12 protein-coding genes are annotated in these 12,591 nt (G+C 65.6%); 5 read left to right on the top strand and 7 right to left on the bottom strand.

The annotated features are described in order from the left end of the window. The first annotated feature begins 21 nt into the window (after positions 1-21). From ABIE08_RS21350 to ABIE08_RS21335, 4 genes are all read left to right on the top strand, one after another. A complete protein-coding gene (locus ABIE08_RS21350; RefSeq protein WP_354553897.1) occupies positions 22-1,341 on the top strand; it encodes an aminotransferase family protein in 1,320 nt (439 codons plus the stop codon). Positions 1,342-1,582: 241 nt separating this feature from the next. Next, complete coding sequence (locus ABIE08_RS21345) at positions 1,583-2,539, top strand: TRAP transporter substrate-binding protein (RefSeq protein ID WP_354553895.1); 957 nt, start codon at positions 1,583-1,585, stop codon at positions 2,537-2,539. Positions 2,540-2,608: 69 nt separating this feature from the next. After that, complete coding sequence (locus ABIE08_RS21340) at positions 2,609-3,175, top strand: TRAP transporter small permease (RefSeq protein ID WP_354553894.1); 567 nt, start codon at positions 2,609-2,611, stop codon at positions 3,173-3,175. Continuing rightward, complete coding sequence (locus tag ABIE08_RS21335) at positions 3,172-4,455, top strand: TRAP transporter large permease (protein ID WP_354553893.1); 1,284 nt, start codon at positions 3,172-3,174, stop codon at positions 4,453-4,455. The genes ABIE08_RS21340 and ABIE08_RS21335 overlap by 4 nt, the downstream gene beginning before the upstream one ends. 87 nt (positions 4,456-4,542) lie before the next feature. Here ABIE08_RS21335 and ABIE08_RS21330 read toward each other — a convergent pair whose 3' ends face one another. The 7 genes from ABIE08_RS21330 to ABIE08_RS21300 form a co-directional block, all read right to left on the bottom strand. After that, positions 4,543-4,749: a DUF2160 family membrane protein gene (locus tag ABIE08_RS21330; protein ID WP_354553891.1), complete on the bottom strand. Its 207-nt coding sequence runs from the start codon at positions 4,747-4,749 to the stop codon at positions 4,543-4,545. A 5-nt stretch (positions 4,750-4,754) separates the two neighbouring features. Further along, positions 4,755-5,591 (bottom strand): carbohydrate ABC transporter permease, encoded by an 837-nt coding sequence (locus tag ABIE08_RS21325; RefSeq protein ID WP_354553890.1) that lies wholly within the window; start codon positions 5,589-5,591, stop codon positions 4,755-4,757. Continuing rightward, complete coding sequence (locus tag ABIE08_RS21320) at positions 5,588-6,469, bottom strand: carbohydrate ABC transporter permease (RefSeq protein WP_354553888.1); 882 nt, start codon at positions 6,467-6,469, stop codon at positions 5,588-5,590. The genes ABIE08_RS21325 and ABIE08_RS21320 overlap by 4 nt, the downstream gene beginning before the upstream one ends. A 136-nt stretch (positions 6,470-6,605) precedes the next feature. Beyond that, entirely contained in the window at positions 6,606-7,991 is a 1,386-nt protein-coding gene (locus tag ABIE08_RS21315; RefSeq protein WP_396306317.1) for an extracellular solute-binding protein, read from the bottom strand. Between the two features lie 365 nt (positions 7,992-8,356). Next, positions 8,357-9,280 carry an AraC family transcriptional regulator gene (locus ABIE08_RS21310; RefSeq protein ID WP_354553886.1) on the bottom strand — a complete coding sequence of 308 codons (924 nt, stop codon included), beginning with the start codon at positions 9,278-9,280 and terminating at the stop codon, positions 8,357-8,359. Positions 9,281-9,456: 176 nt separating this feature from the next. After that, positions 9,457-10,395 (bottom strand): threonine ammonia-lyase, encoded by a 939-nt coding sequence (locus tag ABIE08_RS21305; RefSeq protein WP_354553884.1) that lies wholly within the window; start codon positions 10,393-10,395, stop codon positions 9,457-9,459. Further along, entirely contained in the window at positions 10,392-11,414 is a 1,023-nt protein-coding gene (locus ABIE08_RS21300) for a succinylglutamate desuccinylase/aspartoacylase family protein (RefSeq protein WP_266331504.1), read from the bottom strand. Before ABIE08_RS21300 ends, ABIE08_RS21305 begins: the two co-directional genes overlap by 4 nt. A 198-nt stretch (positions 11,415-11,612) precedes the next feature. Between ABIE08_RS21300 and ABIE08_RS21295 the strand changes: the two genes are divergently transcribed. Further along, positions 11,613-12,587: an IclR family transcriptional regulator gene (locus ABIE08_RS21295; RefSeq protein ID WP_354553883.1), complete on the top strand. Its 975-nt coding sequence runs from the start codon at positions 11,613-11,615 to the stop codon at positions 12,585-12,587. Positions 12,588-12,591 lie beyond the last annotated feature (4 nt).

The following is a 12,591-nucleotide window of genomic DNA, read 5'->3' as shown; positions in this document are numbered from 1 at the left end:
ACGCCCCAGCAGGAGAGCCAGGTGTCGTCGATCTTTTCCCGGGACTATGCGAGCGAGCTGCCGACCGCGGTGCGGGGCGAGGGCGTCTATCTCTATGACGCCGACGGCAAGGCCTATCTCGACGGCATGGGCAGCGCCGGCGTGGTCGGCATCGGCCATGGCCGCACCGAGATCTACCAGGCGCTGGCCGCGGCCGGCGACAAGGTTCCCTTTGCCTATTCGGCCCAGTTCACCACGCCCTGGCAGGAGGAATTCGGCAAATCGATCCTCTCCGTCGCGCCGAAGGGGATCGAATCCGTCTATTTCGTCTCCGGCGGTTCCGAGGCCAACGAGACCGCGCTGAAGCTTGCCCGGCAATATCATCTGGAGCGCGGCGACACGCAGCGCCAGAAGATCATCTCGCGCTGGCAGAGCTATCACGGCGTGACCATCGCGACGCTGTCGCTGTCGGGCCGGACCAGCTGGCGCGCGCCCTATACGCCCTACATGTTGCCGGTCATCCACATCGCGCCGCCCTACGAATATCGCTGCGCCTACTGCAAGGATAAGGGCGGCTGCACGCTGGATTGCGCCGACGAGCTGGAGCGCGCAATCAACCTCGAGGGTCCGGAGACCGTCTCCGCCTTCTTCGCCGAGACGATCGTCGGCACCACCGCCTCCGGCCTCGTGCCGCGCCCGGATTACTACAAGCGCATCCGCGAGATCTGCGACCGCTACGGTATCCTGTTCGTCGCCGACGAAGTGCTGGCCGGGTATGGCCGCACCGGCCGGCCCTTCGCGATCCAGGATTGGGACGTCGTGCCGGACATGATCACCTGCGGCAAGGCGATCGGCAGCGGCTACGCGCCGCTCGGCGCCGTGCTGATCAACGACAAGATCACCAATTTCTTCCGCGAGAGCCGCAAGCGTTTCGTGCACGGCTTCACCTATAGCGGCCACCCGACTTCCTGCTTCATCGGCCAGCAGGTGTTCAACATCATGTCGAAGGAGGGTCTGTTCACCCGCGCCGCCGAGATCGGCAAGCATCTGCACGCCCGCCTGAACGCCCTGCAACAGCGCCATGCCTGCATCGGCGAGGTGCGCGGCCGCGGCCTCTATGGCGGCGTCGAGTTCGTCGCCGACCGGGCGACGCGCGCGCCGTTCCCGGCCGAGATGAATTTTACCTCGCGGCTGGTTTCCGGCATGAAGGAGCGTGGCGTCATCATTGGCGGCGGCGTCCCGGGGGCCAATTTCGGACAGGGCGGCGACCATATCCAGATCACGCCGCCCTTCATCGTCAGCGAGGCGGAAATCGACATCCTGGTCGACGCGCTCGACGATACGATCGGCGCGATCGCCTGAGAGGTCGCTCGCGTCGGGTTGGTTTCGGGCGCTGGCTCGGGGCCGGGGATGAAGGCACGGCGCGTCGGCCGCCCGGATATTGGGCAGGCGGCTGGCGCGGAGAGAGACTTGCGGACTATCAATAATCGAGTATCGTTTTCTTGAATTGACGACGGCCGGCGACGCTGGATCGAAGAGCAGGGCGGGTAAGCACGCGAACGCGGCCTGCCGGGACAAGAAGAACCACTGAGGGGAATGCAGCATGTTGAAGACACTTCTGGCGGCCGTCTGTGTCGCCGCCATCACCACCGCCTCGGCCCAGGCCGGCGTCACCATCCGCATCGGCGGCGCAGGCTCCGACGACAGCCCGGACACGAAGGCCATGCAGGTCTTCAAGGAGAAGATCGAGGCCGATCTCGGCAGCGACGTCTCGATCGAGCTGTTCCCGGGTTCGCATCTGGGCACCGTCGACGAGATGGTCGAGCAGGTGAAGGGCGGCGTGCTCGAATGCATGTATGAGAGCGTCGGCGACCTCGGCTCGTTCCATCCGGCGGCGAATGCCGAAGGCGTCGCCTATCTCTACCGCGACGAGGACCATTTCTTCCGTATCTGGCGCGGCCCGGTCGGCCAGGAGATCATCGAGTCGATCGCCAAGGACGCCGGCTTCCGCGTCATCGGCCCGGCCTTCCACGGTTTCCGCCAGTTCCTGGTGACCAAGCCCGCCGACAGCCTCGATGATCTGCAGGGCCGCAAGATCCGCGCCCCCGGCATTCCCGCCTATATCGAATCGATCCGTGCGCTCGGCGCCAATCCCGCCACCGTCCCGTTCGAGGAAGTCTACACCGCCATCCAGCAGGGCGTCGTCGACGGCGTCGAGCAGCCGCTGGTCGCGATCAAGGACAAGCGCTTCTACGAAGTCGCCAAGCATCTGGTCATGACCAATCACATGGCCGAGACGATGGGCTTCATGTGCGGCGAGGAATGGTACCAAGCGCAGGACGAGCGCTTGCGCACCGCCTTCACCAAGGCCGCTGACGCGAGCGCCGACTGGTATCGCGACTACACCGACAAGTCGCAGGCCGACGTCTTGGCCTCGCTCGTCGCCGAGGGCGTGATCGTGCACAAGCCGGACCTCGCGCCCTTTATGGCCAAGGCCGCGACCGCATCCTACGATCCGGCGTTGCAGCCGATCATCGCCAAGATCCGCGCCGTCCAGTAACACACGGCTCGCAACGCAGGATTGGGCCCGTCGCGTCCGCGCGGCGGGCCGTCTCCCTTGGGGGTATCGATGACAAGCATCCTCGTCCGGGTCGGCGATACGCTGCGCTGGCTGCTCACTTTCCTGGTCGGGGCGATGCTGCTCGCGATCGTCCTTCTGGTCTGCGTCCAGGTCTTCTCGCGCTATTTCATCGGCGCGGCGACGCCCGGCATGGCGGAGATCTCACGCCTTCTGTTCATCTGGCTCACCTTCCTCGGCTCGGCCCTGCTGATCAGCCGGCGCGAGCTGATCGTCATCGATTTCCTGCATGACCGGCTGAACGCCGACCTGTTCAAGCGGCTCGGCATCGTCATCGATCTCGCCACCGCCGTCTTCCTCGTCATGCTGATCGTCTATGCGCGGCACCTGATGATCGTCGTCGGCCAGAAGATCGCGCCCGCCACCGGGCTGCCTTTCGCTTGGTTTTACGGCTCGATCGTCGCCTTTGCCGGTCTCGGCCTGTTCTTCATCCTCGAGCGCATTCTCACGCCGCGCATCTCGGCCGAGCGGGAGGCGACCTTCCGGGCGGCCCAGGCCGCCGCCCATGCCACGGCCAGCCAGACGCGCGCCGCCGCGACCGAAAGCTCCGCATCATGATCATGCTCGGCGTCCTCTCCGTCACCTTCCTGGCGCTGGCCCTGCTCGCCGTGCCGATCGCGATCGCGCTCGGCGTCTCGGCCCTGATCATCGTCGCCATCTGGGGCATGCCGGGCTTCATCCTGGCGCAGAAGATGGTCAACGGCATCGACTCCTTCCCGCTGCTGGCGGTGCCGTTCTTCATCCTCGCCGCCTCGGTGATGAACTCGGGCGGCATCACCACCCGCGTCGTCGACCTGTTCTCCTCGGCGCTCGGGCGCATTCGCGGTTCTTCCGGCGTGGTCAATGTCGGCACCAACGTCTTCCTGGCCGGCATCTCCGGCTCGGCGGTGGCGGATGCCTCTGCTTCCGGAGCGCTGATCATCCCGGAAATGCGCAAGGAAGGGTATTCTGGGGGCTTCGCCGCGGCGCTCACCGCTGGCGCGGCCGTGATCGGCCCGATCATCCCGCCCAGCATTCCGCTCGTCATCTACGGCGTCATCGCCCAGGTCTCGATCACCAAGCTGTTCGTCGGCGCCTATATTCCCGGCCTGATGATCGCTTCGGCACTGATCGCCTATGTCATCTTTTACGCCAAGCGGCACAATCTGCCGGCGCGCGGTCGTCGCCCCTGGGGTGTGATCGGCAAGCAGTTCAAGGGCAGCGCCTGGGCGCTGTCGATGCCGCTGCTGCTGATCGTCGGCGCCAAGGGCGGGCTGTTCACCGTCACCGAACTCGGCGCGGTGCTGGTGCTCTACGCGATCTTCGTTGGCTGGGTGATCCACCGCGAATTCAAATGGCGCCTGTTCCCCGGCATGCTGACCGAGGCCGGGCTGCAGACCGCCAACATCATGCTGGTCGTCGCCGTCTCGTCCTTCATCGCCTATCTGGTCGTCGTGCACGGCATCCCGCGCGACATCCAGGCGCTGCTGCATGGCGCGGATCTCTCGGCCTGGGAATTCCTGCTGATCGTCAACGTCATCTTCCTGGTCGCGGGCATGTTCCTCGATTCGACGCCGGCGACGATCATCCTGGTGCCGATCTTCCTGCCCGCCGCCACCAGCTTCGGCATCGACCCGACCCATTTCGGCCTGGTGATCGTGCTCAACCTGATGGTCGGCCTGATCCATCCGCCGCTCGGCCTCAATTTGCTGATCACCCAGTCGATCGCCAAGGTGCCGATGCGCGACGTGGTCTGGGCGAGCCTGCCGATCGTCGGCATCGTGCTCGTGGTGCTGCTGGTCATCACCTTCGTGCCGCAGACCGTGCTCTGGCTGCCACATGTGATGGGCATGAAGTAGCCGCGCGTTCGACTGGCGTGGACGAACGAAAAAGGGCCGCTCTCCGGGCAAGGAGAGCGGCCCTTTTCATTGGGAAGAGAGCGGCCGCTAGCCGCGCTTGATGACGATGGCGCCCACCACCACCGAGATCGCCGTCGCGAAATACAGCGACAGCGACTGCTCGACGAAGCGCATCCAGAACAGGTGGATGGCAACAAACAGCACGACCGCGATGAAGATGCGATCGAACAGGTTGGTCGTGATCGGCAGGAAGCCGTGCTTGGCCGGGACCTTGGCTGGGGTATCGAGGCTCATCGCATTCATCCCTTCACGGCGCCGAAGGTCAGGCCGGCGACGATGTGCTTCTGCACCAGCGCCAGGAAGGCGATCGCCGGGATCAGCGTCAGCATGGCGGTGGCCGCCATCTGGCCCCAGTTGGTGCCGGTGACGGTGACGAATTCGGCCAGGCCCGTGGTAATGGTGCGGGCATGCACGCTCGTCAGCGTCGCGGCGAACAGATATTCGTTCCAGGCGAACACCCAGGTCAGGATGCCGGTGACGGCAAGGCCGGGCTTGGCCAAAGGCAGGATGACGTACCAAATCACCTGCCAGGTCTTGGCGCCGTCGACATAGGCAGCCTCGTCCAACTCATGCGGGATCGAGTCGATCACGCCGCGCAGCGTCCAGATCGCGAAGGGCAGGTTGAACACGCAATAGAGCAGGATCAGCCCGGTGCGCGTGTCGAACAGCTTCCAGTCGCCGACGACGAAGACCTGCGTGTAGAGCAGGAACAGCGGCAGCAGGAAGGCCGCCGGCGGCGCCATGCGGTTGGTGATCGTCCAGAAGAAGATGTTCTCCTTGCCCGTCAGCTTGTAGCGCGTCAGCGCATAGGTGGCGAACAGGGCCAGCGTCGTCACCAGCGCCGCATTCGTCGTGGCGACCACGATCGAATTGAACATGTATTTCTGGAAGGTCGGGTCGGTCAGCGTCTTGATGTAGTTCTCGGAGAAGAACGTCGTGATGATGAAGTTCGGCTTGCCGAACAGCTCGACGCGGCTCTTCGCCGAGACGATGAACATCCAGTAGATCGGGAACAGCGTCACCAGGCTGGAGACGGTCCAGAACAGGATCGACAGAAGCGGGCGTGGACGGGTCATTCTGGCCTCTTCAGATCGCGGCGGGCGACGAGACCGGCATAGAGCAGCCAGCACATCACGATGGTGAGGTAGAGCGTGATCAGCGACATGGCCGAGCCATAGCCGTAATCCGTCTTCGGGAAGACGACGCGCCAGATATAGAGGCCGATATAGCGGGTGGCCGAGCCGGGGCCGCCGCCGGTCAGCATCCAGACCTCGTCGACGGTGCGCATGGCGTCCATCAGGCGGATGAAGACGGCCGACAGGATCGCCGGCTTCAGCATCGGCAGCGTCACGTACCAGAAGGTCTGGACGCGGTTGGCGCCGTCGATCTGCGCCTGCTCGAACGGTTCCTTCGGCATCGACGAGAGCGCGGCCAGCAGCGTCAGCGTGACCAGCGGCGTCCAGTGCCAGATGTCCATGACCACGGTGGTCATGAAGGCCTGGCCGACATAGCGGCTGATCAGGAATTCATAGCCGAACCACTTGTCGAGATAATAGGGGATCGGGCCGAGGCCGGGCACCGTCATCAACCGCCAGGTGGCGCCGACGGCGACGGGGGCGATCATCAGCGGCAGGGTGTGCACCGTGCGGAACAGTCCCTTGAGCGGGAAGTTCTTCATGAACAGCTGCGCCAGCAGATAGCCCAGGATGACCTGGCTGGTGACGGCGAAGATGCCGAATTTCAGCGTGTTCCACAGCGCCATCAGGAAGCCCGTGTCGAAGACGAGGGCGCGGTAGTTCTGCACGCCGCTGAAGCGCATCGTCGGGTCGGCGGCGAAGCTGTTCCAGTCGAAGAAGCTGATCACCATCACATAGATGAAGGGCCAGACACCGAAGACGAACAGGATCAGGATGGTCGGGGCGAGAAACAGCCAGCCGACGGATTGAGAGCGCATGAAGCTGTCTCCAGTTGCCACGGGACGGCGCCCGGCGTCGACCCGGGCGCTTCGCCTCCGGCGGAGCGAGGGGATCGCGGGCCGGAAAAAACGGGCGGGATCCCCTTGGGAACCCCGCCCGCCGTCGTCGGGAGGCTTACTTGCGGTAGCCGAGCTTGGTCAGTTCGGCTTCCGCCGTCGTGGCCATCTGGTCGAGGGCGTCGGACGGCGTCAGTTCGCCGGTGATCGCCTGGTAGAAGATCGGGGCGACCGCTTCGCGAACCTGGTTGTGGAACGGATAGGGCGGTGCGCCGGCGAATAGCTTGCCCTGGTCGCGCATCAGCGTGTAGTAGCCGTCCGTCTTGGCGTCCTGCGCCTGGACCTTCGGGTCGTCATAGGTCGACTGAAGCGTGATGCGGGAGCCGGCCACGGCCCAATCGGCCTGGACCGAAGGCTGGGCGATGTACTGCAGGAACAGAGCCGCCGCGGCCTTGTTCTTCGACGAGTGCGGGATGCCGAAGGCGCCGCCATCATAGTAGCCGATATAGCCGGTGCCGGCTTCGGCCGCTTCCATCACGCCGGCTTCGACCGGCGGCAATGCGACGCCGACCTTGCCCACGACCTTCGACTTGGATTCGTCGGTGGCGATCCAGGCAGCGTTCTCGCCATAGACGAGACCCTGCGCGGCGCGGCCGGCGCCGAAGGTGGCGGCGACCTCATCCCAGGTCGATGCGGTGGATTCCGGCGGGGCGTTCTTCAGCAGGCCGACCCAGAATTCCAGCGCCTTCTTGGCCTCGGGGCTGTTCATCTTGCCGCCATGCTCGACGGTGGCGGCGTAGTTGTTCGAGGCATCGATGCCCCAGTTGTAGACGCCGAAGGTCGGGGCGACGCTCTCGACATATTCATACCAGGACGCCGGGTGGCCGGTATTGGCCTGGACCGTCGAACCCCAGAGCTCGATGCCCTTGTCCTTGCCCCACTGGGTGAAGAAGTCGGCGATCTCGACATATTCGGCGTGGTTCTTGGCCGGCGCCAGGTCGCGATTGTACTTCGCCTTGAAGGCTTCCTTGACCGCCGGATCCTCGAACAGGTCCTTGCGATAGAGGTAGACCTTGATGAAGGCTTCCATCGGCACGCCGAACAGGTCGCCGTCCTTGCCCTTGAAGTAGTTGGCGAAGGTGGTGAAGTTGGCCGGATCGTAATCGGGCGCCTTCAGCTTCGGATTGTCGGCGATGAACTTGGTGATGTCGACCAGGAAGTCGCGGGCCAGATAGCCGTAGACGGCGTCCTGCTCGATATAGACGAAGTCATAGATGCCGGTATTGGCCTCCATGTCCTTGATCGCCTTGTCATACATCTGGTCCCAGGACGTCGCCTCGAACTCGACATTGATGCCGGTCGCCTTGGTAAAGGCAGGGGCCAGCACGTTCTTGACGTAGTTGGAAGGCGGCGTGCTCTCGGAGACGCCGCGGATGGTCGCGCCGGTCAGTTCCTTGCCGGCATCGGACCAGAAGTCCGCCTTTGCCGGCGCTACGCCGGCCATCAGGCCCGCCGCGATCGCGCCGAGCATCATACGCTTCAAACCAGACATTCCTCGTCCTCCCTCGGATTGTCGACGGCGATCCGGCCGCTTCCCTTGAAGCAGGCGTGAACATTCGCGCCCATTCGCACGAGCCGGACCTCAAACGCCCCATCTCCTCGATGGCGCGCGCCGCATGCTTAGCCTTCCGAAGCTGGCGGGGCTCTCCTCCGAGCCTCGGACTTGCCGACGGCTGGTCTTGCCAATCCGCCGCGTGCTTCAGGGCAAACTCTAGAAGAGGGCGAACAGGCTCACCACGCGCGTTTGCAGTCGCATCTGTACATTTTTGTCGGAGGGCCGGGCGGCGCCGCGCCGCCCCCCGAACCCCCTCAAACGGTTGCGCCGACCCGGTGATCGAAGCGCGTGATCGTGCCGATACGGCGGGAATCGCGCCGGTAGGTCGAGGGCGACTGACCGCAGATCTTGACGAACTGGCGATTGAAATTGGCGACATTGTTGAAGCCGACCTCGAAGCAGATGTCGGTGATCGGCTTCTCGGTCTGGCTCAGCAGATTGCAGGCGGCGTGGACGCGTGAGCAGTTCACGTAGCGGGCGAAGGTGTGGCCGGTCTGCTTCTTGAAGAAGCGCGAGAAGGCGCTCGATTCCATGCCGCACAGCGCGGCGACCTTGGACAGGCGGATCTCGCTGGCGAAATTCTTCAGGATGTGGCTGATCGCGATCTCGAGCTTTTCCGACGAGCGCGTCTGGGCGACGAAGCTGGGCGCGGCGCGCGAGAGGACCTTTCGCTCGCGCGGCGTCTGCGCCAGCACGGTCATCAGTTCCAGGAACAGCACCAGCCGCTGCGGCCCGTGCGTGCCGCCGATCTCGCGCAGCAGGCGGCGGCCGGCTTCCGCCGTCTCGCCGCTGAATTCGACGCCGCGCGCCGCGTCGGCGAACAGGGTCGCGACATCGCCGAATTCGGGGCAGAGGTCGGAAACCTTCTCCGCGAAGGCGGGGCTGAACTGGATCAACATGTCGCGATCGGGAATGCGCTCGCCTGGCTGGCTGGCGCTGACCCAGTTATGCGGAAGGTCGGGGCCGGTCAGAACCAGGCAGCCCGCCTGAAAGTCGCCGACATGGTCGCCGATCATCATCTTGCCCGAGCTGGACTGGATCAGGTGCAGCTCATATTCGGGATGGTGGTGCCACTTGGCCAGATGATGCGGATAGTCGTGCACGTTCCATCGGAACGATTCCGACGGCGCGCAGACGATGACCTCGAAATCGGGCGCAAACCGGCGCTCGAACCCCATGGCGGCCCCTCCTTCTAGGGGGACCTGCGACGACGTTGTTGCCACGCCTGAGCCGGTAGGTCCCTGTTCCTCAAGGAGCATGGTACCGGATTGGACGGATTCTTCGACTCAAAAGAATCGGCGCGCGAAAGCCGCCATCGCGGGCTGCGCGACGGCGGCCGTTTTGCGAGGCCGGGTCAGACCAGCGCGTCGGGACCGGCGCCGCAGACCAGCGCGCCAACCGTGTGGCCGGCGGGGAAGGTCAGCACCTTGGCGCGCAGCGCGGCGATGGCGGCGGCGCCTGAAAGGTCGGCGGCGATCCCCATCTCGAACCACAGCCAGCGGCTCGCCTCGAGCATGTCTTCGTCGGAGACGAGCACGATCTCGTCGACATGGTCGCGCACGAGCTCGAACACGCCCTGGTCCGTCTCGGCGCAGGACATGGTGGCGACGCGGCTGGTGATCGTCGGGAGGCGGACGACGCGGCCGGCGTCGAGCGAGGCCTTCAGCGTCGGCGAACCCACGGGCTCGATGCCGATGATACGCACCGACGGCTTCAGCGCCTTTATCGCCACGCCCATGCCGGAGATCAGGCCGCCGCCGCCGATCGCCACCAGCACGGTGTCGACGTCGGGGAGTTCGTCCAGCAGTTCCAGCGCCGTGGTGCCCTGGCCGGCGATGACGGCCGGGTCGGCGAAGGGATGGAAATAGGCGGCGCCGTTCTCCTTGGCGAAGGCCAGCGCGTGCAGGTTGGTCTCGTTCCAGATGTCGCCGATGATCTCGACCGTCGCGCCCCAGCGCTTCAGCTTGTCGACCTTGGCCGGCGTGATGCTCTTGGGCACGAAGATGGTGGCCGGCACGCCGGCGAGCTTCGCGGCGCGCGCCGTGGCGAGGCCGTGATTGCCGCCGGAGGCCGTAACGACGCCGCCCGCCAGTTCTTCCTTCGGCGTCGTCAGCAGCTTGTTGGTGGCGCCGCGCGCCTTGAACGAGCCGGTCGGCTGCAGGCATTCGAGCTTCAGCGACAGGTTCGCCTCGGTGACGGGCTCCGCCAGCGCATCGGCGCGGATGTTCGGCGTGCGGCGGATATGCGGCGCGATCCGCGCGGCCGCGGCCTGGATATCGGCGAGATGGATCATTTCAGCGAACCCCCATAGGGCGAGGCGACGACAAGGCAGCAATTGCCGGGGCGGACCCGGCCGGGCTGGCGGCGACCATACTGGATGCCGTCGGCGGCGTAAGCGAGCTCGGCCGGCTTGCGGTCGGGATGCGACAGGAAGTGGATGCGGCCGGCCGGCTGGCCGCGCGACACCATCGTGCCGTTTCTGTGGAAGGGCTCGAACACGCCGTCATCGTCGGCCAGCACGAAGGCGTCGGATCCCGGCAGTTCGAACAGCCGCTGCTCGTGGCGCGGCGCCGCCGCCATTTCCGGCGGCAGCACGCCCAGATGCGACAGCACGTTGCGCACGCCGCGGCGGCAGATGTCGAGCGCGTCGAGCGAGACGGTGCCGCCGCCGGCCATCTCGGTCCCGACCACGGTCAGCCCGGCGCGGGCCGCCGAAGCGGTCGCCGTGCGGTGGTCGCCGCGATTGTCGATGACGACGATCAGCGGCGCGTCGAAGGCGGTGACGGCGGCGACATTCTTGGCGTGCTGGACGGGATCGGCGACCGGCTCGATCACCGAGCTCGGCATCAAATCGAGCGAGGAGCCGCCGGAATGCAGGTCGAGGAAGGCGTCGCCCATCGGGAACAGGGCGTCGTTGACGAAGGCCGAGATCTGCTGCGTCGCGGTGCCGTTGGCGTCGCCCGGAAAAGTCCGGTTCATGTTGAGATCGTCGATCGGCGAGGTGCGGCGCGCGGCAAGCACGGCCGGCAGGTTGATCGCGGGCACGAAGATGAGCCGGCCGGCAACCTTGCCGGGGTCGAGGTCGCGGATCAGTTCGCCGAGCGCGATCGGCCCTTCATACTCGTCGCCATGATTGCCGCCTTCGAGAATGACGGTCGGGCCGACGCCGTTCTTGATGACGGCGAGCGGTACGCGGATCACGCCCCAGGCGTCGTCATGAACGGAAAGCGGCAGGTTGAAATAGCCGCTCTGCTTGCCGTCCTTGTCGAAGTCGACGGTGCATTGTGCCAGTTGTTTAGCGTTCAGGCCCATTTTCTGCTCTGTGCGGGGACGACCAAGGGGTGAGATCGAGAGGGAAACCGATCGGGTCGGCGGATGGTGTGACCCTATTTTCTATCACTGATGATATCAAGAGTTGATATTTGATACAATGCGGGGGCATGCTGACGCAAATGCCATCTTGCGCGCCGGCGCCAGCCCGGCGATGACCTGAACCAAAGGAGAAACGCTATGACCACTGCGAAGCGGCCATCCGGCGGGAAGGGTGCGGGCGAAATCGGGACCGAACGGCAGGCGGCCGCGCTGGCGGACGAGCCCGTCGCCAAGTCCGCCAAACTCAAGGCGGCTAAACCCAAGGCCGACAAGCCCAAGGCGGCAAAGGCGGCGGCCGCCGGCAAGGTGGCGAGGCCCGCTTACAGCGCGCCGGCGCTGGAAAAGGGCCTCGACGTACTCGAACTGCTCGCCAGCCTTTCCGAGGGCGTGACGCCGAGCCAGATCGCGCAGCAGCTCGGCCGTTCGCTGCAGGAGGTCTACCGGGTCGTCGTCGCGCTGGAGCGGCGCGGCTACATCCAGCGCCCGCCGGGCGAGGAAAGCCTGGTGCTTTCGACCAAGCTGCACGACCTGTCCTACCGCTATCCGCCGATGCGCCGGCTGATCGACGTGGCGCGGCCGGTGATCAACCGCGCCTCGATCGAGGCCTACCAGGCCTTCCACCTGGCCGTGCTCGACGGCCTGTCGATCCGCGTCGTCGCGCAGGTCGACAGCCCGGCGCCGCTCGGCTTCCGCCTGCGCGTCGGCACGCAGAACCCGGCTATCCGCACCGCATCCGGCCGCCTGCTGATCGCCTACCAGGCGCCGTCCATGCAGGAATGGCTGTTCGAGGCGATCGGCCAGACCGCGCCGAAAAGCGAGATCGACTGGCTCAGGAAGCGGGTCGAGGTGGTGCGTTCGGTCGGCTACGAGATGATCGTCGGCGAGGCGCTGAAGGGGATCACCGACATCAGTTTCCCGATCCTCGATGCCGAGGGCCATGCGCCGGCGGTGATCACCATGCCGTTCCTCGCCTCGGCGACCGAGAAGGTGCCGATGGACGATGCGACGCGGATCCTGTACGAGGCGGCCGCCAGCATCACCACCCTGTTCGGCGGCCATCTGGCCGAGCCGCGCTTCCCGCTCGCCAATACCGGCGGCCCGGTCGGCGGCTAGGCGC

The organism is Kaistia defluvii (genome assembly GCF_040548815.1).
Classification (GTDB): Bacteria; Pseudomonadota; Alphaproteobacteria; order Rhizobiales; family Kaistiaceae; genus Kaistia; species Kaistia defluvii_A.
Note: the sequence above shows the minus strand (reverse complement) of the source record. Positions and strands in the feature narration are given on the sequence as shown.

What these genes read in the sequence shown, in the direction of transcription:
- ABIE08_RS21320 (WP_354553888.1), bottom strand. Translation starts at nt 6,469, where the DNA reads ATGCGCTCTCAATCCGTCGGCTGGCTGTTTCTCGCCCCGACCATCCTG.
- ABIE08_RS21315 (WP_396306317.1), bottom strand. Translation starts at nt 7,991, where the DNA reads ATGGCCGGCGTAGCGCCGGCAAAGGCGGACTTCTGGTCCGATGCCGGC.
- ABIE08_RS21300 (WP_266331504.1), bottom strand. Translation starts at nt 11,414, where the DNA reads ATGGGCCTGAACGCTAAACAACTGGCACAATGCACCGTCGACTTCGAC.
- ABIE08_RS21295 (WP_354553883.1), top strand. Translation starts at nt 11,613, where the DNA reads ATGACCACTGCGAAGCGGCCATCCGGCGGGAAGGGTGCGGGCGAAATC.
- ABIE08_RS21335 (WP_354553893.1), top strand. Translation starts at nt 3,172, where the DNA reads ATGATCATGCTCGGCGTCCTCTCCGTCACCTTCCTGGCGCTGGCCCTG.
- ABIE08_RS21310 (WP_354553886.1), bottom strand. Translation starts at nt 9,280, where the DNA reads ATGGGGTTCGAGCGCCGGTTTGCGCCCGATTTCGAGGTCATCGTCTGC.
- ABIE08_RS21345 (WP_354553895.1), top strand. Translation starts at nt 1,583, where the DNA reads ATGTTGAAGACACTTCTGGCGGCCGTCTGTGTCGCCGCCATCACCACC.
- ABIE08_RS21330 (WP_354553891.1), bottom strand. Translation starts at nt 4,749, where the DNA reads ATGAGCCTCGATACCCCAGCCAAGGTCCCGGCCAAGCACGGCTTCCTG.
- ABIE08_RS21305 (WP_354553884.1), bottom strand. Translation starts at nt 10,395, where the DNA reads ATGATCCATCTCGCCGATATCCAGGCCGCGGCCGCGCGGATCGCGCCG.
- ABIE08_RS21325 (WP_354553890.1), bottom strand. Translation starts at nt 5,591, where the DNA reads ATGACCCGTCCACGCCCGCTTCTGTCGATCCTGTTCTGGACCGTCTCC.
- ABIE08_RS21340 (WP_354553894.1), top strand. Translation starts at nt 2,609, where the DNA reads ATGACAAGCATCCTCGTCCGGGTCGGCGATACGCTGCGCTGGCTGCTC.